Here is a 22,435-nt window from a genome sequence, read left to right as displayed (position 1 = left end):
TTGACCTCCGGCGATCCGCGCGGCTGGATGGCGAAGCCGACAGCGAGTCGGTGAGGGCGGGGGCTCACATGACCATCAGCATTGCACCGCCGCGCGGGCCTTTCCGCGACGCCGCGTTCGAGCGACTGCGTGCGGGATTGTCCCGGCGGGGACTGCTCGGCGCGGCGGCCGGCCTTGCGGCGACCGGCCTGACGGACGGCAAGGCCCGGGCCCGGGACGCCGTCCAGCCTCACGTCCTGGATGACTTCTTCCGGCCCGGGCAGGTGGCGGGTGCGGCCCTGTCTCCCTCGGGCGAGCGGGTCGCCGTGCTCCTCAATGTCGGCGAGGGCGGAACCCGCCGCATGGTGGTCGATCTGATCGAGGCGTCCGATCCCTCCGGGCCTCGCCGCCGGGTTCCCGTGGGCGATCTCGATGTGGAGACCCTGGCCTGGGCCAACGACCGGCGGGTCATGCTTCGTCTGGTCATCCCCGTGACGGCGGGCGGCAACACGCCCACGGGCCGGGGCATCGCCAACAGGACCTTCGAGATCCAGAGCCGGCGCGTGGTCTCCATGGATCTGGAGTCGGGCGAACATACCCTGATGTTCGGCAATGAGCGGGTCCGCCTGCGTGAGAGCCTGAACCTGGGCCATATCGTCGACTATCTGCCCGAGGATCCCTCCCATGTGCTGATGGCCGCCCGGGAGTACAGCGGCCTGATGGCCCTGCACCGGGTCAATGTGGACACCGGCCGCGCCGAGCTGGTGGAGCGCGGCAGCCAGCTGACCATGGACTGGTCCACCATCAACGGCGTGCCGGTCATGCGCCGCGACATCAGCACCCGCGGCTCCTTCATCAATATTTTCGTTCGGCCGGACGGGCAGGGACGCTGGCGCCGGGCCTGGCGCCAGCCCACGGCCCAGGTGGCCCTGGCCGATTTCATCTGGATCGGCGCCGCGGGGCGCGCCGGTCATGCCCTTGTCGCGGCCCGTCTGGAAGGCGAGGATGTCCTGTCGGTCCGGGACCTGGATCTGGAGACCCTGGAGTACGGTCCCCCCATGGCCAGCCGACAAGGTCTGGACGTGTCCCACAGCCTGGTGGATGTGCGCGGCCGATACATGGCCGCCGCCTATTACGCGCCGCGCCTGGAATATGACTTCACCGACGCGTCGCTCGCGCCTCACCATCGGGCGATGAACGGGTTCTTCGGCAATGAGTGCAACGTCCATCTCTGGGATGTGGACGCCGCGCACAATCGCTTCGTCATCCGGGCCAGCGGCCCGAGGGACGCGGGCAGCTGGTATCTCTACGACAAGACGGCCCGGCACTTTGAATACCTCGGCTCGCGCACCCTGCTGGACACCCGCCGCCTCGCCCCGGCCGAAGCCGTCCAGGTGAGGACCCGCGACGGCGCCGCCATCGAGGCCTATGTGACCGCGCCGCCCGGCGGCGCCCCGGGGCCCGTCATCGCCCTGGTCCATGGCGGTCCGGAGGCCCGCGACGTGCTGGGATGGGATCGTCAGGCGCAGATCCTGGCCTCCCGGGGCTGGTGGGTCGTCCAGCCCCAGTTCCGGGGTTCCGGCGGCTTTGGCCGCGGCTTCGCCAGCCAGGGCTGGAAGCGCTGGGGCGATCGCATGCAGGAGGATGTGGAGGACGCCCTGGCCCAGGTCATCCGCGACCGGGGGCTGGACGCGGCCCGGGTGGGCATCATGGGCGGCAGCTACGGAGGCTATGCTGCACTCATGGGGGCGGTGCGGCGGCCGGACCTGTACAAGGCCGCTATCTCCATCTGCGGCGTGGGCGACCTGGGCGACGCCCTGTCCTATGAGCGCCGCGACGACGAGAGCGCCGACGGCTTCGTCTACAACTACTGGATCAGCAGGATCGGCGATCCCCGCACGGACGCCGCCGCCATCGCCGCCGCCTCGCCGCGTCTGCGTGCTGCGGAGATCGCCTGTCCGGTCTTGCTGGTCCACGGCGTCAATGACCGTATCGTTCAGGTGCATCAGTCGCGGCGGATGCACGAAGCCCTGCGGGCCGCAGGCAAGTCGGTCGAATACGTTGAGGTCCCGGACGCCGGCCACGGCGATTGGGAAGACGACGTGGAAAAGGGTCTGATGCAGCGCTATGTGGCGCTGTTCGCACGGGCCTTCGCCTGACCTGAACAGACTGGACAGTCGGGATCGGCGCCCACCTTCACGGTGCGGGCCGATCCCTTCAGGCCGTCGAAGATCATCAGCCGTCCCGTCAGCGGTTCGCCCGCCCCGGTGATCAGCTTGATCGCCTCAAGCGCGGCGATGGAGCCGATCACCCCGGCCAGCGCCCCGACCACGCCGACGCGGGCGCAGGTCTCGGCGTCCGGCGGGATCTCGCTGACCAGACAGCGGTAACAGGGCCGCCCCGTGAACACGCCTACCTGACCGTCCCACCGGCCCAGCGCCCCGCTGACCAGCGGCCGTCCCGCCGCCACACAGGCGGCGTTGACGGTCAGGCGCGTCTCGAAATCGTCGGTGCCGTCGATGACCACCTCATGGGCGGCGACCAGATCGCGGGCGTTGTCCGTCGTGATCCGCTGCGCCAGCGCCTGCACCCGCACATGGGGGTTCAGGGCGGTCAGCCGTTCGGCGCCGGCCTCCACCTTGGACCGGCCGATGTCGGATGTGGCGAACAGCACCTGCCGTTGCAGGTTCGACAGGGCCACCGCATCGTGGTCGATCAGGGTGATGGCGCCTGCGCCCGCCGCCGCCAGATACAGCGCCGCCGGCGCCCCCACGCCGCCCGCGCCGACGATCAGCACATTCGCGTGCGACAGCGCCTGCTGCCCCGGCCCGCCGACCTCGGCCAGCACCAGATGGCGCGCGTATCGTTCGACCTCGTCGGGGGAAAAGCTCACGCCGGTGATGTAGCGCGCCGGACGGCGGAAATCACCTGCGCCGGTTCAGGCCTGGGCGCCGACCTGGGCCACCGCCGCCACCAGCAGCGCGAAGGCCGCGGCGTCGGTCAGGGCGTTCAGGGGCTGGCGCGACACCAGCGGCGCGATGCGCGGCGTGACCAGAATCTGCCCCATGCTCCATTGCGGAAAGGCCCGCTCCGCCACCGTCTCGAAGCCCAGGATGCGAATTCCGGTGTGACGCGGATCCTTGTGCAGGCGGGTCAGCAGCCGCTCGATATCGGTCCGCGCCCCCTCCAGCGCCTGCAGGAACCAGCCGTCATGGGCCAGAAGCACGCCCGTCAGACGATCGCGCCGGTTGTTCCGCTCCGACACCCCCAGGATCTCCGCCACCGACAGCAGGCTCGACCCCGCATTGCCCACGGCCTGACTGACATAGATGGCCCGGCAAAGCTGAGACATCGGGACTCCTGACGCACTGAAACTGGAACTGTGTCGCAATCGCTAGGCGAATATCCTTAACAGAACCCTCGGGTGCTTGATCGCGCGGCCCCAAACCGCCATTTCGACAGGCATGAGCATGAACTCCACCGCCTCGGCCTTTCCCGACTGGCACGGCACCACCATCATCGCGGTGCGCAAGAACGGCCGCACGGTCATCGCCGGCGACGGCCAGGTCTCCATGGGGCCGACCATCGTCAAGGGCGCGGCGCGCAAGGTGCGCGTGCTGGCGGGCGGCAAGGTGCTGGCGGGCTTCGCCGGGGCCACGGCCGACGCCTTCACCCTGATCGAGCGGCTGGAGGCCAAGCTGGAGCAGTATCCGGACCAGCTGGCCCGCGCCTGCGTGGACCTGGCCAAGGACTGGCGCACCGACCGCTATCTGCGGCGGCTGGAGGCCATGCTGCTGGTGGCCGACGCCTCGTCCATCTTCACCGTCACCGGCGTGGGCGACGTGCTGGAGCCGGAACACGGCGTGGCGGCGGTGGGCTCGGGCGGCAATTTCGCCCTCGCCGCCGCCCGCGCCCTCAGCGACCACACCGACATGGACGCCGAACAGATCGCCCGAAAGGCCATGGCCATCGCCGCCGACATCTGCGTCTACACCAACGGCAATCTGACGGTTGAGACTCTCGACTAGAAGACGGTCACGTTCCCGGCTGGATGTACGGAATGCGCGCGAAGAACGCCCGCTCGTCGCCGCGCGGATCATTGGCCATGCGGCTGGTCACATCGAACAGCATCGTCTCGCGGGTCTCCAGACCATAGGGCGTCCATTCGGGCAGGTCCGCGTGGTTTGGATTGCCGTTGCGCGCGAGGGCGATGAAGGCGTCGGCCATGACGTTCGCCACGGCCTGCGCGCCCGGCCCGTGCGCCTCTGAGCGGCCCACATTGTCGAACACCAGGGCGATGTCGGCGGTGTGATACGCGCCCGACCGGCCGTTGCGCAGCCTGGCGGAGAAATCCAGCTGATAGACATACGCCGGGCTGCCCCGTCTGGCTCGTTCCTCTGCCTCGATCACCGCCCCGCGCCATGACCGCCCCGCCGTGGTGGCGCCGATCAGCACCTGGTCCGGCGTCCAGTCCGGCTTCATGCGGCGATAGCCCTCGATCACCATCTCCGGGGCGATGTCGATGCGCAGGATGTCCGGCGTCAGCCGCGCGGGCAGGGTCTCCCATGTCAGCCCGGCGTTGGCGGGATCACCGCCCATGAAGGCCAGGGTCTCCTCGCGCGTATTGCCGATGATCATGGGGATGTGCGCCGACCGGGCCGGGGCGTCGGGATAGAAGGGATGGCGCGTCAGGCTGCGCCCGTCCAGCAGCGGGGCGAAATTGATCCCGCCGTAGCCCAGCACCGGATCAGCCGCCGCCGAGGCCGCCAGCAGCCGCTCCACCGGCAGGGTTTTCAGCGCATGGGCCGTGTCGGGCGTCAGGCCCGCCGCCTCGATTATGGCCAGGCCCCGGGCGGTTCCGTTGATGGGGCCGCAGGCGGTCACCTGCTGGCCGCTCATGGTGGCCGCAGCGTGGAACAGGCCGTCGGCGGCGGGCATGGCCATCAGGGTCGCGATCTTGGCCCCGCCGCCCGACTGGCCGAACAGCATCACCCGCCCCGGATCCCCGCCGAAGGCCGCGATGTTGTCGCGCACCCACTGCAGCGCCAGCACCAGATCCAGCTGGCCCAGATTGCCTGAGTCCTCGAACCCCTCGCCCGCCACCCGGGCGAAGGCGCCGTAGCCGAAGATGTTCAGCCGGTGGTTCAGCGTCACCACCACCACGTCGCCGCGCCGCGCCAGCCGCGTCCCGTCATACAGAGGGTCCGACCCCGACCCGGTCGCATAGCCGCCCCCATGGATATAGACCATCACCGGCCGCCGGGCGTCGTCGGTCCCCGGGGTCCACACGTTCAGGAACAGGCAGTCCTCGGACGGGTTCGGCTCGTCGCCCCGCTGGGGACAGGCCGCGCCGTAATCGAACGCCTCCATGGGCGTGGTCCAGGGCCGGGGCGGTCGGGGCGGCAGGAAACGCCGGTAACCGGTGTCATCGGCGTACCGCAAACCCTTGAACACCGAGATGTCGCTGTCCCTCCGGCCAATCACGGGGCCGTGGGTGGTGCGCACGGCGGGCAGGGCGCCCTGGGCGTGAACGCCGGAAGGAAAGGCCGCCAGGGCGGCGGCGGCCGCGCCGGCGCCGGTCAGGCCGCGTCGGGTCAGGGTCATGGGCTTTCCTCGGTCGCTATGCACGGGCGGCTCTGGCGTCGGCCGTCTCTTGCCCCCACTGTTCGCCTCATGACTACATCCGTCAACGCCTCACCCATCAAGGTCGCTCTCGTGGGCTACGGCTACGCCGGCCGGGTCTTTCACGCGCCCCTGATCCGCGCGACCCCCGGCCTGACCCTGCACACGGTGGTCTCCAGCCGCCCGGAAGCCGTCCACGCCGACCTGCCGGACGTGCGCGTGGTCCCCGATGTGGAGACGGTGCTGGCCGACCGGTCGATCGGGCTCATGGTCATCGCTACGCCCAATGATCTGCACGCCCCCCTGGCCCGCCGCGCCCTCGAGGCGGGCATGGCGGTGGTGGTGGACAAGCCCTTCACCGTGACCCTCGCCGAGGCCCGCGCCCTGCAGGCCTTGAGCGCGGAGACGGGCGGCTCCCTCACCGTGTTCCACAATCGGGCCTGGGACGCCGACTTCCTGACCCTTCAGCAGCTGATCCGCGACCGGCGTCTCGGCCGCATCACCCGCTTCGAGAGCCACTTCAGCCGCTTCCGACCGCAGGTGCGCGACCGCTGGCGCGAGCGGCCGGGGCCCGGCGCGGGCATCTGGTACGACCTGGGGCCCCATCTGGCGGATCAGGCCCTGCGCGTCATGGGCAGCCCCGTGGCCCTGAGCGCCGACATCGCCACAGTGCGCCCCGGCGGCGGGGCCGACGACTGGTTCCATGTGGTGATGCGCTTCGCCGACGACAGCCGCGCCATCCTGCATGCCGACATGACCTCCACCAGCGACCTGCGCTTCGTGGTGGAGAGCGACGCCGGCGGCTTCATCAAGCACGGCCTGGATCCGCAGGAGGACGCGCTCAAGGCCGGCGTCGTCCCCGGCGGCCCGGGCTGGGGCGTCGATCCCCGCCCCGGCGTGCTGACTGCGGTCGACGCCGAGGGTGGCCGCGCCGAAGAGATTGTCCAGGGCCCGCCGGGCGACTATCTGGCGCTGTATCGCGGCGTGCGCGACGCCTTGTCCGCTGTCTCGCCCGCCCCCCGGCCGCCGGTCCCGCTCGACCGGGCGGTGGCGGTGATGGCGGTGATCGAGGCGGGCCTGCTCAGCGCGCGCGAACGCCGCGAGGTGGTTCTGGAGGAGTGAGCCCCATGTCCGACGCCGTCGTCTCCGAGGTCGTCATCGTCCCGTTCGCGCCCCGCCACACGGCGGCCTGGACGGCGCTGAACGAGGCGTGGATCGCCCGCCTGTTCGTCATCGAGCCCAAGGACCGCCTCGTGCTGGACGACCCCCGGGGCCAGATCCTGGACCGGGGCGGCCACATCCTCATGGCGGAGATCGACGGGCGGCCGGTGGGCTGCTGCGCCCTGATCGCCATGGCCGACGGCGGCTATGAACTGGCCAAGATGGCGGTGGACGAGACCCTGCGCGGGCGCGGCGTCGGCAAGCGCCTGATGACCGCCGCCATCGCCCTGGCCGGCGAGCTGCAGGCGCCGCGGCTGTATATCGAGACCAATTCGTCCCTGACCAACGCCATCGGTCTGTACGAGGCCCATGGCTTCCGCCATCTGCCGGCCCAGCCCACCGCCTACGCCCGCTGCGATGTGTGGATGGCGCTGACCCTCGCTCCCGACCGGGAGACAGGACGCCGCTTCAGTCCACCGCAGTGATCTCGACCTCCTGGCCGGCCACCACCGCGACGTCGCCGACACGCTTGCCCATCAGGGCGCGGGCCAGGGGAGAGACGTGGGATACGGAGCCCTTCGCCGGGTCGGCCTCGTCCTCGCCGGTGATGCGCCAGGTCTGGACCCGGCCGTCCTCCCGCTCGATGGTCACTGATCCGCCGAAGCGCACCGCCCCGTCCGGCGCTGTCTCCACCAGTTGCGCATTGCCGCGCCGGGCGGACCAGTAGCGCAGGTCGCGCGTGGCCCGGGCCATGGCGGTGCGGTCCGCCTCGATGTCGCCCTTCGCCTGGGCCGCGGCGTAGGCCGCGCGCGCGGACGCCAGTTCCGCCTCGATCATGGCCAGCCCCTCCGGCGTGACCAGATTGGCGTGCGAGGACACCGGACGGTCGGGCAGGTCCGCCGCCGTAGCCTCCAGGTCCTCTTCCCGGGTGAAGGCGACGCTCATGCGGGCGCTGCGAAGGTACGGGTTCTGAACATCATCAGGGAGAAAGCACTCGCGGGCGGCGCGGTTCCGCCGTCAGCTGCGCCACTCCTGGATGACGGTGTCCGAGCCGATGGGGGCGAAGGCCACATAGTCGCGGCGGATGCGGATGACGCACAGGGGCCGCTGGTCCGGGCCGGCGCTGTGGCAGCGCACGGGGCGGCCGTCGGCGAAGGCGCCCAGACGTCCCTCAACGATCAGGTGAAAGCCCGTGGGCCGCGCCAGGGTCTCGCCTTCCGACGCCCGGATCGCGGCCTGCCAGGGCCGCCCGCCGCGCTGGTTCACCCGCGAGCTGTCCGCGCCGAAGAAGGCGGCCAGGCCCACGGTCTGCGGCGACGCCGCCGGGGCGCCGCCCAGGGGGTCGATACGGAGCGGCGGACAGGCGTCGCTGGCCATCCACGGCCGGGGAATCCAGAAGCCCTCGACCGCGTCCCAGGGCCCGCCGCCCAGCTGGGTCACGAACCCGGTCTCGGTCCAGTTCTCGGGCCGGGCCGACAGGCGGATGGTTGCGCCGTCGTCGGCGTATTCCCACCACGCCCAGGCATCGGCCCCCGCCTCCCGGGGCCCGAAACAGCCGAAGGGAATGCGGAGGCGGAAATTCCGCCCGGACAGCGCCGCCTGCCCCGGCGGGGCAGGCTCTCCGGCGGCATGGGCGGACGCCGCCGCCTCCACCATGTCCAGAAGCTGGGCCCGGGTCAGGGCGGGCGGGGGCAGGGGGATGGCGGGGGTCTGGACCGGCTCCACCGTTTCCGGCTCCGGCGTCGGCTCCGGCGTTTCGTCGCCCTGTGGCGCGCGCAGCAGCATCACCCCGACCGCGCCCAGGATCATCACGAAAACGACCGCCGCCAGGATCAGCCTCAGGCGGTTCGAATTGGACGGCGAGCTCAACATCCGCGAACCCTAGCACAGACTTTGCGGTGCGATAGTCGCGATCACGCAACGGAGTGTTGACGCAGGGCGTCGGGTCTGTGTCCTGATCCCATGACCTTCGAACAACTGCTCGCCCTGGTGATTCTGGCGGCCGTCGTGGCCGCCCTGATCCATGGCAAGGTGCGCGCGGACGTGGTCGCCCTGACCGGCGCCGCGGCGCTGCTGGCCACCGGCGTGCTGCGCCCGGTGGAGGTCCAGGGGGCTTTCGCCAGCCCGGCGATCATCACCCTGGCCTCCCTATTCGTCATCGCCTACGCCATCGAGCTGTCGGGTCTGCTGGACTGGGTCATCCAGCGCGGCGTCATCCTGTGCCGCCGCATCGGGTCGCTGGGGCTGTGGCTGGCCATGGGCCTGTGCGGCGCGGGCTCGGCCTTTCTCAACAACACCCCCATCGTGGTGCTGGCCGCCCCGGTGGTGCGCGACATGGCCGAGTCCCTGGGGCATTCGCCCAAACGCTATCTGATCCCCCTGTCCTATCTGACCATCATGGGCGGAGCGTGCACCCTGATCGGCACCTCCACCAACCTGCTGGTCAACGACATGGCCCGCAACGCCGGCCAGCCCGGCTTCGGCATCTTCGAGATCACCCCGGTGGCCCTCGTCATCGGCGCGGCGGGGGCGGCCTATCTGTTCCTTCTGGGCGGCCGGACCCTGTCCCGGCACGCGGGCGACGTGAACGATAATTCGGATCAGGACCAGGCGGATTCCGGCATCGGTTACGTGGGCGACGCCGAGCTGTTCGCCGCGCACAGACCGCTGGACCTGCCCCGCGCCATGGTCTCGGCGGGGGTGTTCGTGGGCGTGGTGATCGTCGCCGCCATGGGCTGGGCGCCCATCGCCGCCGCCGCCTTCGCCGGCGCCGTTCTGCTGGTCCTGCTGGGCACCATCAACGCCGACGAGGCCTACCGGGGTTTGCGTCCCGAGGTGCTGCTGCTGATCGCGGGCATGGTGGTGGTGGGCCTGTCCTTCGAAGTCACGGGCCTGGCCTCCACCGTCACCGGCGGCCTGATCGGCCTGATCCAGCCGCTGGGGCCGTGGGGCGCCCTGTTCCTGCTCTACGGCTTCGTCCTGCTGTGCACCGAGGTGCTGTCCAACGCCGCCGTGGCGGTGCTGCTGACGCCGCTGGCGGTGGCCCTGGCGGACAGTCTCGGGGTGGACGCCCGGCCCTTCATCGTGGCCGTCATGATGGCCGCCAGCGCCGCCTTCGCCACCCCGTTCGGCTACCAGACCAATGTGCTGGTGTTCCAGATCGGCCGCTACAGCTACATGGACTTCGTGCGGGTGGGCCTGCCCATGAACCTGATCACCTGGGTGGTCGGCGGTCTGGTCATCCCGCTGGTCTTCCCCTTCTGATCATGGCGCGCGTCACCGTCATCGGCGCCGGACCCGCCGGCCTCATGGCCGCCGAAACCCTGGCCACAGCGGGCCACGGGGTCACGGTGCTGGAGCGCATGCCCTCGGCGGCGCGCAAATTCCTCATGGCCGGGCGCGGCGGGCTGAACCTCACGCATTCGGAGCCGATCGACCCGTTCATGGGCCGCTACGGTCCCGCGCGCGCCCGGCTCCAGCCCGCCATCGACGCCTTCCCGCCCGCCGCCCTGACCGCCTGGGCCGAGGCGCTGGGTCAGCCCGTCTTCACCGGAACCAGCGGCCGGGTCTTCCCCCGCGCCATGAAGGCCTCGCCCCTCCTGCGGGCCTGGCTGGCCCGCCTCGCCGGACAGGGCGTGGACATCCGCACCCGTCAGGACTGGCGCGGCTGGGACGAACAGGGGCGTCTGGTCATCGCCGGGCCGCAGGACACGCGCGCCGAGGCGCCCGACGCGGTGGTGCTGGCTCTCGGCGGCGCCAGCTGGCCGCGTCTGGGCTCCACCGGCGACTGGGTCGGATGGCTGACCGAACGCGGCGTCCCCGTCGCCCCCTTCCGCCCCGCCAACAGCGGCTTTCTGGCCGACTGGAGTCCGACCTTCGCCGACCGTTTCGCGGGCCGGCCGCTCAAGGGCGCCGCCTTCGCCTTCGACGGCCGCACTGTGCGCGGCGAGGCCATGATCGCCGCTTACGGGCTGGAGGGCGGCGCCATCTACGCCCTGTCCGCCGCCCTGCGGGGCGCCGTCGAGCGCGACGGCCGCGCCGTGCTGACCCTCGACCTGAAACCGGACCTGACCGCAGCGGCCCTGACCGATCGTCTGGCCCGTCCGCGCGGGTCGCAGTCCCTGTCCAACCACCTGCGGAAGGCCGCCGGCCTGTCGCCTGTCGCCATCGGCCTGCTGCGGGAAACCGGCGAGGTCCCGCCTGCCGACCCGGCCGCCCTGGCCGCTCGCATCAAGGCCGCGCCCCTGACCCTCACCGGCGTGCAGGGGCTGGACCGGGCCATCTCCAGCGCGGGCGGCGTCGCCTGGGATGCGGTGGACGAGCGCCTGATGCTGAAGGCCCTGCCCGGCGTCTTCGTGGCCGGCGAGATGCTGGATTGGGAGGCCCCCACCGGCGGCTATCTACTGCAGGCCTGTTTCGCCACGGGCGCGACCGCCGGTCGCGGGGCGGCCGACTGGCTGGCGCGCCGGGCCGCCGGGGCGTAGAACCGGGTCATGGAAAACCTGTTCGACATCCTGATCCTGCTGGCCATAGGCGCGGTGACCGTGACCCTGGGCATGGGCATCTATTCGCTCTATCGCGGCGGCGACTTCGCCCGCTCCCATTCCAACAAGCTGATGCGCCTGCGCGTGGTGCTTCAGGCGGTGGCCATCATCCTGCTGGTGGTCGGCATGTGGTGGAAATCGCAGAACGGAGGGTGATCCGCCCATGGTCGTGCTGAACAAGATCTACACGAAGACCGGCGACGACGGCGCCACCCGCCTGGCCAACGGCGAGCCGGTCTCCAAGTCCGACCTGCGGGTCGAGGCCTACGGCGCGGTGGACGAGCTGAACGCGATCATCGGCCTGTGCCGCCAGCACACCGCCCAGCATGACCGCATCGACGCCAAGCTGGCCCGGGTCCAGAACGAGCTGTTCGATCTGGGCGCCGACCTGGCCACCCCCCACGACCCGCCGCCCAAATGGGAGGCCCTGCGCATCGTCGCCTCCCAGGTGGAGCGGCTGGAATGCGAGATCGACGAGATCAACGACGCCCTCAGGCCGCTGGACAGCTTTGTCCTGCCGGGCGGTTCGCCCCTGTCGGCCCACCTGCATCTGGCCCGCACGGTCTGCCGCCGCGCCGAGCGCGAGGCCGTGCGTCTGGCGGAGTCCGGCCAGACCGTGACGCCCGAGGCGATCATCTACCTCAACCGCCTGTCGGACCTCCTGTTCGTCGCCAGCCGCCGCGCCAATGCGAATGGGGCTGACGACGTCCTGTGGCAGCCCGGCGCGACGCGCTAATCCTTCCTTCTCCCCTTGAGGGAGAAGGTGGCCCGCGAAGCGGGTCGGATGAGGGGTGAAACACCGCTTTTCAGGACGCGCCCGGGAGATGGCGGACAACTTGCCTGACAGATCGAGTCTCACCCCTCATCCGTCATGCTCCGCATGACACCTTCTCCCTCAAGGGGAGAAGGAACCTGCCATCACCCCCGCCCCGGCAGGTACTGCAGCGTGAACGCCTCGCGCCAGTTCAGGTCCGGTGGATAGACCCCCGCTTCCGAGGTCACCTCGAAGAACGCCCGCCAGCGGTCCTCGGTCATGGCGCCGATGCCCATGATGGCCGCGTCGCCGCCCTGCACGATCTGGTTGGCGCGCAGGGCTTCGCGGGCCTGGGCCAGCACCTCTTCGGTCATCTCGGGATTGTCGGCCATGATCAGGGCGTCGGCGGTGGTGGGGTCGCCGTTCAGATAGTCGTGCCAGCCCTCGGCCGAGGCGGCGATGAAGGCCCGCAGCGCCGTCTCGTTGTCCCGCGCGAAGGCGTTGGGCGCCAGCACCATGCAGGCGTAGGAGGGATAGCCCTCGTCGGCCAGCAGGAACACCCGCGGCTCGAACCCGCCCACCTGCGCGATCGTCCAGGGCTCGCTGGTCAGATAGCCCTGCTGCACCGCCCGCTCGTCGGCCAGGAACGGGGCCGGGTTGAAGGTGTAGGTGCGCACCTGGTCGTCGGTGAAGCCGTACTGCGCCCGCAGCCACACCCAGAACGCGTCCCGCGACGCGGTGGCCAGCAGGAACGGCCGCCCGGCCAGATCCGCGATGCCCTCCAGATCCGGGTCCGGATGCGCGATCAGCACCTGCGGATCCTTCTGGAAATAGGCCGCCACCGCCTTCACCGGCGCGCCCTCGGCCACCAGATTCAGTGGGATGAAGCTGTTGGACCCCATGCCCAGCTCCACCGCCCCGGAGGCCAGCAGCTGGGGCACGTTCACCCCCGGCCCGCCCTGGATGATCTGGACGTTCAGATTGCGCGCCGCATAGGCGCCCGACGCCAGCGCCTGATAGAAGCCGCCGTGCTCGGCCTGGGCCCGCCAGTCGGTGGCGAAGCGCAGGCGCACGCGGCCCTGTTCGTCCACCGGCGCCTCGGACCGCCCGCACGCGCTCAGGCCCAGGGCCGAGACAGCCAGGCCGGCGCCGATCACGGCTCTGCGGTGCAAGACGCCCATGTGATTCCCCGAGCAGACACCCAACCTTTAGGTCGCCCGCGCGCCGTAGGAAAGGCCCGCCGCCGCCGGGCTGGCCGGAACCGCGAACCTGACGTATGGTCTGCGCCTGTTCTCCCGGGGGCGGCGATCGAGCCGCTGAGATAGAGGTGTCCCTCTGACCGGTCGAACCTGATCCGGGTCATGCCGGCGAAGGGACGGGAACGGGCGGCCCTCACGCCCCGGCGCCACAGGACCGCTCCGCCTTTTCTGATCGTCGGCGCACCCTCTTGCGAATGAAGAGGCCGCGCCATGAACATCAACATCACCCCGAACGCGCTCAAGCCGTCGAGCGCCGCGCGCGAGACGGTAGCGCCCAAAAAGAAGAACCCCTCGCGCGCCCCGGAGACGGGCGACGTCACCGTCGGGCCCCGCATGGGCGGCAAGAAGATTTACGAGCCCGGCGCCCTCTTCCCCCACATCCGCGTCCCGCACCGCCAGATCGACCTGCACCCCACGGCGGACGAGCCCCCGGTGGTGGTCTACGACCCCTCCGGCCCCTACACCGAGGACGCGCCCGCCATCGACATCGCGCGCGGTCTGGGCCGGCACCGCGAGGCCTGGCTGGCCCGGCGCGGCGACGTCGAGCGGGTGGCCGATCCCCGCCAGGTGAAGCCGGAAGACAACGGCGGCGCGTCCGGCGCCCATCTGGCCCCTGCCTTCGACGACAGCGCCCGCCCGGTCTGGCGCGCCCGCGAGGGCCGCCCCGCCACCCAGCTGGACTACGCCCGCGCCGGGATCATCACCGAGGAGATGGAATACGTCGCCATCCGCGAGAACCTCCGTCGCGCTGCCCTGCGCGAATCCGCAGGCAGCGAAGGCGCTCAAGTAGCGAGCGACCGCGTCGCGAGCGGTAGCGCCGAGCGGGATGGCGAGCCCTTCGGCGCCGTGATTCCCGACTTTGTGACCCCGGAATTCGTCCGCGACGAAGTCGCGAGAGGAAGAGCCGTGATCCCCGCCAACATCAACCACCCGGAGCTGGAGCCGTGCATCATCGGCCGCAACTTCCTGGTCAAGATCAACGCCAACATCGGCAACTCGGCGGTGCTCAGCCACGTGGCCGACGAGGTGGACAAGATGGTCTGGGCGACCCGCTGGGGCGCCGACACGGTCATGGACCTGTCCACCGGCCGCAACATCCACAACATCCGCGACTGGATCGTGCGCAACGCCCCGGTCCCCATCGGCACCGTGCCCATCTATCAGGCGCTGGAGAAGGTCGGCGGCGTGGCCGAGGACCTCAACTGGGACGTGTTCCGCGACACCCTGATCGAACAGGCCGAACAGGGCGTGGACTATTTCACCATCCACGCGGGCGTGCGCCTGCCCTTCGTGCCCATGACGGCGAAGCGCGTCACCGGCATCGTCTCCAGAGGCGGCTCCATCATGGCCAAGTGGTGCCTGGCCCACCACCGCGAGTCCTTCCTGTACGAGAATTTCGCCGAGATCTGCGAGATCATGCGCGCCTATGACGTGACCTTCAGCCTCGGCGACGGCCTGCGCCCCGGCTCCATCGCCGACGCCAATGACGAGGCCCAGTTCGCCGAGCTGCGCACCCTGGGCGAGCTGACCAAGGTCGCCTGGGACCACGGATGCCAGGTCATGATCGAGGGCCCGGGCCACGTGCCCATGCACAAGATCAAGGCCAATATGGATGAACAGCTCAAGCACTGCGGCGAGGCGCCGTTCTACACCCTGGGCCCGCTGACCACCGACATCGCGCCCGGCTACGACCACATCACCTCAGCCATCGGCGCCGCCATGATCGGCTGGTTCGGCACCGCCATGCTCTGCTACGTCACGCCCAAGGAGCATCTGGGCCTGCCCGACCGCGACGACGTCAAGACCGGCGTCATCACCTACAAATTAGCAGCGCACGCCGCCGACCTGGCCAAGGGCCACCCCGCCGCGCGCCTGCACGACGACGCCCTGTCACGCGCCCGGTTCGAGTTCCGCTGGGAGGACCAGTTCAACCTGGGCCTGGACCCCGAAACCGCCCGCAGCTTCCACGACGAGACCCTGCCCAAGGACGCCCACAAGACCGCCCACTTCTGCTCCATGTGCGGCCCGAAATTCTGCAGCATGAAGATCAGCCAGGACATCCGCGACGCCGCGGCGGCGCAGAATGATGCGGGCGGCAGCCTGGAGGAAGCCGAGAAGGGCATGCAGGAAATGGCGGAGAAATTCCGCGCCGGGGGCGGGGAGATCGAGGTGAAGGTGTGAGGGCTACGGCGCCTTCACATCCCCGGGCACTCTCTCCGCAACAGCGGCAATTAGGTCCCGTATCATAGCGCTGTAGGCTTTATTGCCTGCGGGCTCGGTGGTGAGCAAATTCTTATAGATTAGTCGTCTCGCGTGAAGAGGAATATCACTTCTCATTATCTCAGCAAATATAGCCATAACGACGAGTATGCGCTCTTGACGCATTTCAATCAGTTCTGGTCGATCCAGTTCTAGAATGACCTTGGTTGAAATCCCCTCTGGGGTCCCCAAGGTGTGTAAAAATGGTCCGGCAAAGAAAAAATGAGACCTTGGATCTACAGCATAAGGGTCAATGATTTTTTCTGCATCTGGATCCAAGTTGCTCTTTTTCTGATTACATTTCTCACAAGCTAGCGTAAGGTTGCTCCACTCCAGAATTTTATCAAGTTGAAGCGACTTCGGCATTATATGTTCCACGTCACCGTGGTGCGTATGCTGGAGTTTACTTTCGCAGTATGCACACTTGTTATGTGTTTCTAGAACCAAGGCTTCCTTGATATCAGGATGGCGATATCGTGTAGATTCTGTAGCCGTTGCGGCCTCCCCGGCAGCCTTCTTTTGCAAGAGAGTCTTCGTCCACTCCGAGCCTTTTTCTTCTAGAATTTTAGGTTTAGCCGACTTTTTTAGTTTTATCATCGACGCGCCGCCATTTCGCGGAGTGCTTCCGGATAATAGTCCTCGAGTCCCGAGTTCTCTAATCTTTGCCTCAGATTATTCAGGCTCTCTGCGGTCATATCATCGATCGAAAAATCTGTAGCAATACGTTGAAGTTCTTCTTCGACCCAGATAGCCGTTGTAACGGGAACGCCTAATGCCGCACGAAGAATCTCGCTTGCAGTTCCAGCCTTACTAACTTGATCGAGCAGTATTGATGAGACGCTATTTGCAGATACAAATCCAGCCTCGGGAGTTTCATGTCTCAATACGTAAACTCGGGCATCCTTGACAGAGGAAACGATGAAGGGGCTGTGAGTCGCGACGATAAACTGTGCGGTTGGAAATGCTTTCACCATACTACTAAGAATAGTTCTTTGCATTGAAGGGTGAAGGTGATTTTCTGGTTCGTCCAAAACAACCACATACTCGCTCTTACCTTGGGAGTAGAGGAAAACTTGCCATGCAAGATCGATCAAAGACATTATGCCGCCGGATGCGGCATCTATAACAAAGTCGCCAGAATCTGTTTCAAATACAACGTCTGGCATTCTGACGCTTATTTTTTTAAAGCCAATATCAGTAGGCATAACAACGCGTAGTGTGTCTTCGAATTCGCGAAATATCCTCAATGACTCATAATTTGGAACAAGGCTCTCATTGCCCGGACCAAACGTCGCCATAGAAATTATGGCCTCTTTCATTCTGTAGGTCGGGCTAAACTGAGAGTATGTATTATTATACTTTTGAGATAGTTCAGAGAAATAGCTCTGATATGCCTGCTCTGCAGTTATGTTAAATGTAGGTATGCTATCTATGGGCTGATAGTTTGGCATCGGCCTGTGAGAAGGTATAAATAGACCTTCTACATGCTGTTGATTAGATACAGATACATTAAATTGAACACCGTCGGATGCTGGAACAATCAAACGACTGATTGATCTATTTGAGTATCTGATTTCGCCGATTGGATTTCCGCCAAGGTGATCATATCCACCTCGGCGAGACCTTAGAACGCCATATAAATACCGAAATATTCCCTGCCTGTCCTGAACGGGAGTTCCGAGAAACGGGGAATACCATCCGAAATGCTGAGAGAGCAATCGAAGGAGTGTGCTTTTCCCAGCGCCATTCGCACCCGTGAGGATCGTGACAGAAGAGGAAAATTCGATGTCTACCTCCGAAAACTGCCTCCAGTTCGAAATAGACAGGCGTTCAAATAGCATTTTTGCGCTCCCCCGCGAGAAAACTATCCTAGATTGCGCTGCTGTCTAGCGAAACGAATTTTCGAATCCGCAATTCGCCGACCAGGTCGTATGCCACTTGGCCTTGCCCGTAGCTGCCTAATCCGCATTTCTCGCGACCTATTCCTTGGGGGTCCCGAGGCGCTCGGCGAGCTGGCTCAAGACTTCGGGGGAGGATTGGAAGCCTACGCCCCCGCCATCTTCCGCAACGCCTCTTCAAACACCCCCGCCGGCTGGCCGCCGGAGATCAGGTATTTGCCCTCCACCACCACGGCGGGCACGGCGTTGATTCCGCGCGCGCGCCACAGGGCCTGGGCCTCGCGCACCGCCTTCCCATAGCGGCCGGAGGCCAGCACCTCGGCGGCCTCGGCGCGGTCAAGGCCGGCGGCCTCGGCGGCCGCGGTCAGTTCGCCCGCGTCGGTCAGGTTGCGGCCCTCGGTGAAGTGGATGTGGAACAGGGCCTTCTTCAGGGCCGCCTGTTTCTCAGGCGCGACCTCGCCCGCCCAGTGCAGCAGCCGGTGGGCGTCGAAGGTGTTCCAGATGCGGCTGTCCTCGCCCATCTTCATCTCGAACCCCGGCCAGGCCTCCGCCGCCCGCGCGGTGATATTGGCCCGGTTGGCCGCCGACTGCTCCGGCGTCGCGCCGTATTTGCGGCCGATGTGCTCGGTGATGTTCTCGCCCTCGGGCGCCATGTCCGGGTTCAGCTCGAACGGCTGAAAGCGCACCTCCGCCGCGATGCCCTCGGCCTTCAGGGTCTCCAGCGCCGTCTCCAGCCCGCCCAGCCCCACCACGCACCAGGGGCACACCACGTCCGAAACGAAATCGATCTTCAGGGTCTTTGTCATGGAGGGCACATGGGGCGCGCAGCCGGTCGGGGGAAGGGGGCGCAGGCCCTTCTCCCTCCCCGTCCCGGGGAGGGTGGTCGGCGCGCAGCGACGACCGGGTGGGGAGGGCTCGGCAATACGAGCGCGGTCCTGCCGAAGCGCCCCCACCCGCTTCGCCTTCGGCTCAGCCCCCTCCCCGGGACGGGGAGGGAGAGGTGACGTGCCGCGCCCTCTCCACCCGCTTCGCCTTCGGCTCCGCCCCCTCCCCGGGACGGGGAGGGAGAACATCAGCCCCGTAATCCCCCTATTTCCCGCGCCCAATCCCTTTCCCCACAAGGACTCCGCGCGAAGAACACCCCGAGTTACGCCGCCGCGTTCCGGCAGGCCGCACACTACCGCCTCCAACCACGGAGACGGATCATGGACGACCACAGCACCGCGCGCGGCGGCTATCGCCGGGCGTCGGACGAGACCTGGGCGCGGGCCCGGCGGGACTATGAGGCGGGCCATACGGGCGTGGAGGTCTGCGCCCGCCATGACCTGCGGCCCTCGACCCTGCGCGACCGCGCCCGGGCCGAGGGCTGGCGCCGCATGGATGCGCCGACGCTGGACCATGGGCCCGAGCCGGTGGATCTGGACAGCGACGAGGCCCTGGAGCTGCCCGACTATGAAGAGATGGCCCTTGTGGCCCTGATCCGCGTCAACCGCGCGCTCCAGGCCGGCCGCGCGGCCGAGGCGGCGTCGTGGATGCGCCTGCACGAAAAGCTGGACGCCCTGGCTGAGCGCCCCGACCCCGAACCTGCGCCGCCGCCGCCTCGCCGGGAAACCGAAGAGGAGATCAAGGCCCGTCAGGCTCGCATCGAAGCCGGCTTCGCCCGGATGCCGAACTATTACGCCCACATCCGCCCCCCGGTTTCGGACAATTCGGACACTGTTTTTTCCGCCCCGGACTCCGATCCTCTCCCTCCCCGGGACGGGGAGGGTGGACGGCGCGAAGCGACGGCCGGGTGGGGCGGGCTCGGCGAGGTGAGCGCCGACGGTGCGAGGCTTTCGGGGACGTCGGGCGCGGCCTGGCCCGCGCCGCCCCCACCCGCTTCGCCTGCGGCTCAGCCCCCTCCCCGGGGCGGGGAGGGACAGGCGGTCAGCCCAACAACCGCACCGACGCCGCCTCGATCTCCGCCTCCAGCCGCGCCATGAACTCGGCCCGCTTCAGGCCGGCGGGCAGGGGCGGCAGGAAGGCGAAGGTGACCACGCCGGGGCGGTAGATGAAGCCCCTGGCCGGCCAGCAGCGCCCGGAGTCCGTGGCCATCAGATGGCACGGGGCGTCCAGATCCCGGTAGATGGCGGCCACCCCCGGCTTGTAGTCGCCGGGCTGGCCCGGAAGCGTGCGCGTGCCCTCGGGAAAGATCAGGATCTGGCGTTGTTCGGTCAGGCGCGTCCGGGCCTGCCGCACCATGTCCTTCAGGGCCTTTGAATGGGCCGCCCGGTCCACGGCGATCATCTTCGTCTTCCAGGCGAACCAGCCGAAGAAGGGCAGGGGCATCAGCTCCTTCTTCAGCACGAAACAGGGGTCGTCCAGGAAGGTGAAGGGGGCCACGATGTCCAGCATGCCCTGATGCTTGCCGGCCAGCAGGGCGGCGCCCAAGGGCCGGTGCTCCAGACCCGTCACCACCACCTTGATTCCCGCCAGCCAGCGCAGGCCGAACAGCACCGTACGGGCCCACAGCCGGATCACCCCCATGGCGGTGCGGTGGGACATCAGCAGGGCGGGCGACAGGCCGATGGCGAACAGCGGCATGGACAGCCACAGCCACAGGTTGAACAGGACGGAACGCAGAAGAATCAAGGGCTTATGCCGCTTCTGGCGGGGCGTTTGACGCGCCGGCCGTCTCTCCGGCGGGCGCGTTCCGGCCGGTCAGGCCCAGCACCGTCTCGCGCGCCAGAACCACCAGATACTTGTTGTATTCCAGCGCCATGCGCCGGGCGTGGGGGACCGAGCGCCACCACTGGTCCGTGTCCAGGGACGGGGTGCTGACCGCATAGGCCGTCAGCGCCACCTCGGGGGCCATGCCCCGGATCTCCAGCAGGCTGCGGGGCATGTGGTAGTCCGAGGTCACCACGATCAGGCTGTTGAAGCCCTTGGCCCGGGCCCAGGCGGCGATCTCCTGGGCGTTGCCCATGGTGTTCTCCGCGTCGAAGCCCAGGTCCACGCAGCAGTCGAACAGGGCCCCCGAGCCGGGGGTCAGGGCCCGCAGCTCCTGGCGCCGCACCTCCCGGTTGACGCCCGAGACCAGCAGGCGCCGGGCCTTGCCCTGGTCCAGCAGGCGCACCGCCGTGTTGACCCGCGCCGCCGACGGGCCGGTCAGGGCCACGATGCCGTCGGCCGGCGCCGGGTCCGGCGCGGGCGTGATCGACCGCACCCGGTCCGCGAAGGCGAACAGCCCCACGGTCCACAGCACGGCCAGGATCACGATGACGCCCAGAAACCTCATTCCACGCTCCCTTGCCCCGCCGGGCCGTTCCCTGACGGATTCGCCCAGGCCCTGTCCAGAGCCCGCCGGGCGGCCAGCCAGGCGGCGGCCAGCGCCACGCTAGCGGCAAGCGCCGGCGAAAGCGAGATCAGGACCAGGTCGCTCCAGACCAGCGGCAGGGCCGGGCTCAGCCCGCCGTCTCCCCCCGCCAGCCGCGCGATGGCCAGAACCGCCGCCGCCGCCAGGCCGCCCGCCGCGCCCGCCCGCGCCGCCAGCCAGCCGAAGCGCCGCTGGAACAGCCAGGCGATCTGGCCCTCGCCGGCGCCCGACAGGCTCAGGGTCTCGATCTCGCGCCGCCGCGCCGCCAGCCCGGCCCGCGTCGCATAGGTGATGGCCGCCCCCGCCGCCAGGGCGGTCAGGGCGAAGGCCGCCAGCGCCAGCCCGGTCAGGGCCATGGCCGAGCGCTCCACCTCGCCGCGCCACAGGGAGTGATCGTCCACCGAGGCGTCCAGTCCGGCCTCCGCCAGCGCCTCGCCCAGCGTCCGGGCCGAGGCGGGCGCCTCCGGCGACAGCCGCACCGTGACCAGATGGGGCAGGGGCAGGTCCTCCAGAACCGCCTCGCCCATCCACGGCCGCAGCAGGGCCTCCGCCGCCGCCCGGTCCAGGGCCTGGGCCTCCTCGACGCCCGCCACCCCGGCCAGGGTCTCGGCGGCGCGGGCCGCGGCGGCGTCGCCGGTCTCGTCCACCCGGGGCCGCACCTGCACCGTGGCCTCGGCCCGCAGCCGTCCGCTCCAGCCGTGCGCCGCCCGGTCCGCCGCCAGGGCGCTGACCGCCGCCAGACAGGCGATGAAGCACAGCACCGCGATCACCGCTCCCAGCCAGCCCTCGCCGCCGGGGTCCTTCGGCAACAGGTCGGGCCGCCGGCTCATGCCGCGCCTCCGTGGATGCGGCCCTGCTCGAGCCGCAGCACGCCGGCGCCCGAGCGCGCGGCCAGAGCCTCGTCATGGCTGGCGATCAGCACCGTGGCGCCCATCTGGTTCAGACCCTGGAACAGCTTCAGCAGCCGCGCCGCCATGGCCGCGTCCACATTGCCCGTGGGCTCGTCGGCCAGGATCAGGTCCGGCTTGCCGATCACCGCCCGGGCGATGGCCAGCCGCTGCTTCTCGCCGCCCGACAGGGTTTCCGGCAAGTCGCCCATGCGCCCGCCCAGCCCGACCCAGCGCAGCATCTCCTCCACATCCGGCCCATAGTCCTCGGGACGCTTCCCGGCTAGCCGCAGCGGCAGGGCCGCATTGTCGAAGACGCTGAGGTGATCCATCAGCCGGAAGTCCTGGAACACCACCCCGATGCGCCGCCGGAAGCGGGGCGCGTCGTGGCGGCGAATCAGTCCGGCGTCCTCGCCGAACAACCGCATCCGCCCCGCCGTCGGCCGCGCCGCCAGGTGCAGCAGCCGCAGCAGGGACGATTTGCCCGCCCCCGACGGCCCGGTAAGGAAGTGGAAAGAGCCGCGGGGCAATAAGAGGTCGATGCCCCGAAGCACGCGGGCGCCTTGCCCATAGCCGAATTCCACGCCCTGAAGCCGGGCGGTCTCGGTGAAGTCGGGCACGGGATCGGCGGCGCGTCGGGGCGGGAACGGCATGAAAGTCTGAGCGGGTTCGGATGGCCCAGGGGCGATCCATCGGGAGGGGGCGAAACGCCTCACA

At 68.7% G+C, this 22,435-nt stretch carries 23 protein-coding genes and 1 riboswitch; of the genes, 10 read left to right on the top strand and 13 right to left on the bottom strand.

Going from position 1 to position 22,435, the window contains the following annotated elements; translation table 11 throughout:
• Positions 1 to 68 precede the first annotated feature (68 nt).
• Positions 69 to 2,138, top strand: coding sequence for an alpha/beta hydrolase family protein (locus ACK4FB_RS10830; RefSeq protein WP_409751824.1), 2,070 nt, complete (start codon positions 69 to 71; stop codon positions 2,136 to 2,138).
• Here the strand turns inward: ACK4FB_RS10830 and ACK4FB_RS10825 are convergent.
• The gene (locus ACK4FB_RS10825) at positions 2,105 to 2,872 is read right to left on the bottom strand and encodes a HesA/MoeB/ThiF family protein (RefSeq protein ID WP_409751821.1); all 768 of its coding nucleotides are present in this window, start codon (positions 2,870 to 2,872) and stop codon (positions 2,105 to 2,107) included. The two genes, ACK4FB_RS10830 and ACK4FB_RS10825, sit on opposite strands and share 34 nt — an antisense overlap.
• A 45-nt stretch (positions 2,873 to 2,917) precedes the next feature.
• Entirely contained in the window at positions 2,918 to 3,331 is a 414-nt protein-coding gene (locus ACK4FB_RS10820) for a BLUF domain-containing protein (protein WP_409751818.1), read from the bottom strand.
• A gap of 118 nt (positions 3,332 to 3,449) precedes the next feature.
• On the opposite strand from ACK4FB_RS10820, the gene hslV reads away from it, so the two are divergent.
• Positions 3,450 to 4,007: an ATP-dependent protease subunit HslV gene (hslV, locus tag ACK4FB_RS10815; protein WP_409751815.1), complete on the top strand. Its 558-nt coding sequence runs from the start codon at positions 3,450 to 3,452 to the stop codon at positions 4,005 to 4,007.
• A 7-nt stretch (positions 4,008 to 4,014) separates the two neighbouring features.
• Here the strand turns inward: hslV and ACK4FB_RS10810 are convergent, their stop codons facing one another.
• Positions 4,015 to 5,583 carry a carboxylesterase/lipase family protein gene (locus ACK4FB_RS10810; RefSeq protein WP_409751812.1) on the bottom strand — a complete coding sequence of 523 codons (1,569 nt, stop codon included), beginning with the start codon at positions 5,581 to 5,583 and terminating at the stop codon, positions 4,015 to 4,017.
• Positions 5,584 to 5,652: 69 nt separating this feature from the next.
• On the opposite strand from ACK4FB_RS10810, the gene ACK4FB_RS10805 reads away from it, so the two are divergent.
• Together ACK4FB_RS10805 and ACK4FB_RS10800 are read left to right on the top strand one after the other, a co-directional pair.
• Positions 5,653 to 6,723 (top strand): oxidoreductase, encoded by a 1,071-nt coding sequence (locus tag ACK4FB_RS10805; RefSeq protein WP_409751810.1) that lies wholly within the window; start codon positions 5,653 to 5,655, stop codon positions 6,721 to 6,723.
• Positions 6,724 to 6,728: 5 nt separating this feature from the next.
• Positions 6,729 to 7,247: a GNAT family N-acetyltransferase gene (locus ACK4FB_RS10800; protein ID WP_409751807.1), complete on the top strand. Its 519-nt coding sequence runs from the start codon at positions 6,729 to 6,731 to the stop codon at positions 7,245 to 7,247.
• On the opposite strand, the gene greA is transcribed toward ACK4FB_RS10800, so the two are convergent.
• Entirely contained in the window at positions 7,231 to 7,707 is a 477-nt protein-coding gene (gene greA / locus ACK4FB_RS10795; RefSeq protein ID WP_409751804.1) for a transcription elongation factor GreA, read from the bottom strand. The two genes, ACK4FB_RS10800 and greA, sit on opposite strands and share 17 nt — an antisense overlap.
• Before the next feature lie 72 nt (positions 7,708 to 7,779).
• On the bottom strand, positions 7,780 to 8,634 hold the full coding sequence (locus tag ACK4FB_RS10790; protein ID WP_409751801.1) for a hypothetical protein: 855 nt from the start codon (positions 8,632 to 8,634) through the stop codon (positions 7,780 to 7,782).
• A 90-nt stretch (positions 8,635 to 8,724) separates the two neighbouring features.
• Here ACK4FB_RS10790 and ACK4FB_RS10785 point away from each other — a divergent pair, with 90 nt between their 5' ends.
• Genes ACK4FB_RS10785 through ACK4FB_RS10770 form a run of 4 tightly spaced genes read left to right on the top strand, consistent with a single transcriptional unit; the run spans position 8,725 to position 12,042 of the window.
• Positions 8,725 to 10,026, top strand: a complete 1,302-nt coding sequence (locus tag ACK4FB_RS10785) for an SLC13 family permease (protein WP_409751798.1) — start codon at positions 8,725 to 8,727, stop codon at positions 10,024 to 10,026.
• 2 nt (positions 10,027 to 10,028) lie between these two features.
• Complete coding sequence (locus ACK4FB_RS10780) at positions 10,029 to 11,246, top strand: NAD(P)/FAD-dependent oxidoreductase (RefSeq protein ID WP_409751795.1); 1,218 nt, start codon at positions 10,029 to 10,031, stop codon at positions 11,244 to 11,246.
• Between the two features lie 9 nt (positions 11,247 to 11,255).
• The gene (locus tag ACK4FB_RS10775) at positions 11,256 to 11,462 is read left to right on the top strand and encodes a twin transmembrane helix small protein (RefSeq protein WP_409751792.1); all 207 of its coding nucleotides are present in this window, start codon (positions 11,256 to 11,258) and stop codon (positions 11,460 to 11,462) included.
• Between the two features lie 7 nt (positions 11,463 to 11,469).
• Positions 11,470 to 12,042: a cob(I)yrinic acid a,c-diamide adenosyltransferase gene (locus ACK4FB_RS10770; RefSeq protein ID WP_409751789.1), complete on the top strand. Its 573-nt coding sequence runs from the start codon at positions 11,470 to 11,472 to the stop codon at positions 12,040 to 12,042.
• A 182-nt stretch (positions 12,043 to 12,224) separates the two neighbouring features.
• Here ACK4FB_RS10770 and ACK4FB_RS10765 read toward each other — a convergent pair whose 3' ends face one another.
• Positions 12,225 to 13,241: an ABC transporter substrate-binding protein gene (locus tag ACK4FB_RS10765; protein WP_409751786.1), complete on the bottom strand. Its 1,017-nt coding sequence runs from the start codon at positions 13,239 to 13,241 to the stop codon at positions 12,225 to 12,227.
• Positions 13,242 to 13,345: 104 nt separating this feature from the next.
• A riboswitch (TPP riboswitch) is annotated at positions 13,346 to 13,454 on the top strand.
• Positions 13,455 to 13,652: 198 nt separating this feature from the next.
• Here ACK4FB_RS10765 and thiC point away from each other — a divergent pair.
• Complete coding sequence (gene thiC, locus ACK4FB_RS10760) at positions 13,653 to 15,500, top strand: phosphomethylpyrimidine synthase ThiC (RefSeq protein ID WP_409751886.1); 1,848 nt, start codon at positions 13,653 to 13,655, stop codon at positions 15,498 to 15,500.
• A 3-nt stretch (positions 15,501 to 15,503) separates the two neighbouring features.
• Here thiC and ACK4FB_RS10755 read toward each other — a convergent pair whose 3' ends face one another.
• The 3 genes from ACK4FB_RS10755 to ACK4FB_RS10745 form a co-directional block, all read right to left on the bottom strand.
• On the bottom strand, positions 15,504 to 16,175 hold the full coding sequence (locus tag ACK4FB_RS10755) for an HNH endonuclease (protein WP_409751783.1): 672 nt from the start codon (positions 16,173 to 16,175) through the stop codon (positions 15,504 to 15,506).
• On the bottom strand, positions 16,172 to 17,419 hold the full coding sequence (locus ACK4FB_RS10750) for an AAA family ATPase (protein WP_409751780.1): 1,248 nt from the start codon (positions 17,417 to 17,419) through the stop codon (positions 16,172 to 16,174). The genes ACK4FB_RS10755 and ACK4FB_RS10750 overlap by 4 nt, the downstream gene beginning before the upstream one ends.
• A gap of 203 nt (positions 17,420 to 17,622) precedes the next feature.
• The gene (locus ACK4FB_RS10745) at positions 17,623 to 18,282 is read right to left on the bottom strand and encodes a DsbA family oxidoreductase (RefSeq protein ID WP_409751777.1); all 660 of its coding nucleotides are present in this window, start codon (positions 18,280 to 18,282) and stop codon (positions 17,623 to 17,625) included.
• 399 nt (positions 18,283 to 18,681) lie between these two features.
• On the opposite strand from ACK4FB_RS10745, the gene ACK4FB_RS10740 reads away from it, so the two are divergent.
• Positions 18,682 to 19,458 carry a hypothetical protein gene (locus tag ACK4FB_RS10740; protein ID WP_409751774.1) on the top strand — a complete coding sequence of 259 codons (777 nt, stop codon included), beginning with the start codon at positions 18,682 to 18,684 and terminating at the stop codon, positions 19,456 to 19,458.
• On the opposite strand, the gene ACK4FB_RS10735 is transcribed toward ACK4FB_RS10740, so the two are convergent.
• From ACK4FB_RS10735 to ACK4FB_RS10720, 4 genes are read right to left on the bottom strand one after another with little or no spacing between them, the layout of a single operon-like run.
• The gene (locus tag ACK4FB_RS10735; RefSeq protein WP_409751771.1) at positions 19,403 to 20,107 is read right to left on the bottom strand and encodes a lysophospholipid acyltransferase family protein; all 705 of its coding nucleotides are present in this window, start codon (positions 20,105 to 20,107) and stop codon (positions 19,403 to 19,405) included. The genes ACK4FB_RS10740 and ACK4FB_RS10735 overlap by 56 nt on opposite strands.
• 4 nt (positions 20,108 to 20,111) lie before the next feature.
• Positions 20,112 to 20,753: a YdcF family protein gene (locus ACK4FB_RS10730; protein WP_409751768.1), complete on the bottom strand. Its 642-nt coding sequence runs from the start codon at positions 20,751 to 20,753 to the stop codon at positions 20,112 to 20,114.
• Positions 20,750 to 21,661 carry a cell division protein FtsX gene (locus tag ACK4FB_RS10725; RefSeq protein ID WP_409751765.1) on the bottom strand — a complete coding sequence of 304 codons (912 nt, stop codon included), beginning with the start codon at positions 21,659 to 21,661 and terminating at the stop codon, positions 20,750 to 20,752. The genes ACK4FB_RS10730 and ACK4FB_RS10725 overlap by 4 nt, the downstream gene beginning before the upstream one ends.
• The gene (locus ACK4FB_RS10720; RefSeq protein WP_409751762.1) at positions 21,658 to 22,371 is read right to left on the bottom strand and encodes a cell division ATP-binding protein FtsE; all 714 of its coding nucleotides are present in this window, start codon (positions 22,369 to 22,371) and stop codon (positions 21,658 to 21,660) included. The genes ACK4FB_RS10725 and ACK4FB_RS10720 overlap by 4 nt, the downstream gene beginning before the upstream one ends.
• Positions 22,372 to 22,435: the final 64 nt, after the last annotated feature.

Source organism: Brevundimonas sp., assembly GCF_046299535.1.
Lineage (GTDB): Bacteria > Pseudomonadota > Alphaproteobacteria > Caulobacterales > Caulobacteraceae > Brevundimonas.
This window is presented reverse-complemented; position numbering and strand designations above follow the sequence as displayed.

Coding starts and splice junctions, on each gene's coding strand:
- ACK4FB_RS10785 (WP_409751798.1), top strand. CDS start 8,725: ATGACCTTCGAACAACTGCTCGCCCTGGTGATTCTGGCGGCCGTCGTG.
- ACK4FB_RS10730 (WP_409751768.1), bottom strand. CDS start 20,753: ATGAGGTTTCTGGGCGTCATCGTGATCCTGGCCGTGCTGTGGACCGTG.
- ACK4FB_RS10720 (WP_409751762.1), bottom strand. CDS start 22,371: ATGCCGTTCCCGCCCCGACGCGCCGCCGATCCCGTGCCCGACTTCACC.
- ACK4FB_RS10725 (WP_409751765.1), bottom strand. CDS start 21,661: ATGAGCCGGCGGCCCGACCTGTTGCCGAAGGACCCCGGCGGCGAGGGC.
- hslV (WP_409751815.1), top strand. CDS start 3,450: ATGAACTCCACCGCCTCGGCCTTTCCCGACTGGCACGGCACCACCATC.
- ACK4FB_RS10740 (WP_409751774.1), top strand. CDS start 18,682: ATGGACGACCACAGCACCGCGCGCGGCGGCTATCGCCGGGCGTCGGAC.
- ACK4FB_RS10780 (WP_409751795.1), top strand. CDS start 10,029: ATGGCGCGCGTCACCGTCATCGGCGCCGGACCCGCCGGCCTCATGGCC.
- ACK4FB_RS10770 (WP_409751789.1), top strand. CDS start 11,470: ATGGTCGTGCTGAACAAGATCTACACGAAGACCGGCGACGACGGCGCC.
- ACK4FB_RS10775 (WP_409751792.1), top strand. CDS start 11,256: ATGGAAAACCTGTTCGACATCCTGATCCTGCTGGCCATAGGCGCGGTG.
- ACK4FB_RS10805 (WP_409751810.1), top strand. CDS start 5,653: ATGACTACATCCGTCAACGCCTCACCCATCAAGGTCGCTCTCGTGGGC.
- greA (WP_409751804.1), bottom strand. CDS start 7,707: ATGAGCGTCGCCTTCACCCGGGAAGAGGACCTGGAGGCTACGGCGGCG.
- ACK4FB_RS10765 (WP_409751786.1), bottom strand. CDS start 13,241: ATGGGCGTCTTGCACCGCAGAGCCGTGATCGGCGCCGGCCTGGCTGTC.
- ACK4FB_RS10800 (WP_409751807.1), top strand. CDS start 6,729: ATGTCCGACGCCGTCGTCTCCGAGGTCGTCATCGTCCCGTTCGCGCCC.
- ACK4FB_RS10745 (WP_409751777.1), bottom strand. CDS start 18,282: ATGACAAAGACCCTGAAGATCGATTTCGTTTCGGACGTGGTGTGCCCC.
- ACK4FB_RS10830 (WP_409751824.1), top strand. CDS start 69: ATGACCATCAGCATTGCACCGCCGCGCGGGCCTTTCCGCGACGCCGCG.
- thiC (WP_409751886.1), top strand. CDS start 13,653: ATGGGCGGCAAGAAGATTTACGAGCCCGGCGCCCTCTTCCCCCACATC.
- ACK4FB_RS10790 (WP_409751801.1), bottom strand. CDS start 8,634: ATGTTGAGCTCGCCGTCCAATTCGAACCGCCTGAGGCTGATCCTGGCG.
- ACK4FB_RS10755 (WP_409751783.1), bottom strand. CDS start 16,175: ATGATAAAACTAAAAAAGTCGGCTAAACCTAAAATTCTAGAAGAAAAA.
- ACK4FB_RS10820 (WP_409751818.1), bottom strand. CDS start 3,331: ATGTCTCAGCTTTGCCGGGCCATCTATGTCAGTCAGGCCGTGGGCAAT.
- ACK4FB_RS10810 (WP_409751812.1), bottom strand. CDS start 5,583: ATGACCCTGACCCGACGCGGCCTGACCGGCGCCGGCGCGGCCGCCGCC.
- ACK4FB_RS10750 (WP_409751780.1), bottom strand. CDS start 17,419: ATGCTATTTGAACGCCTGTCTATTTCGAACTGGAGGCAGTTTTCGGAG.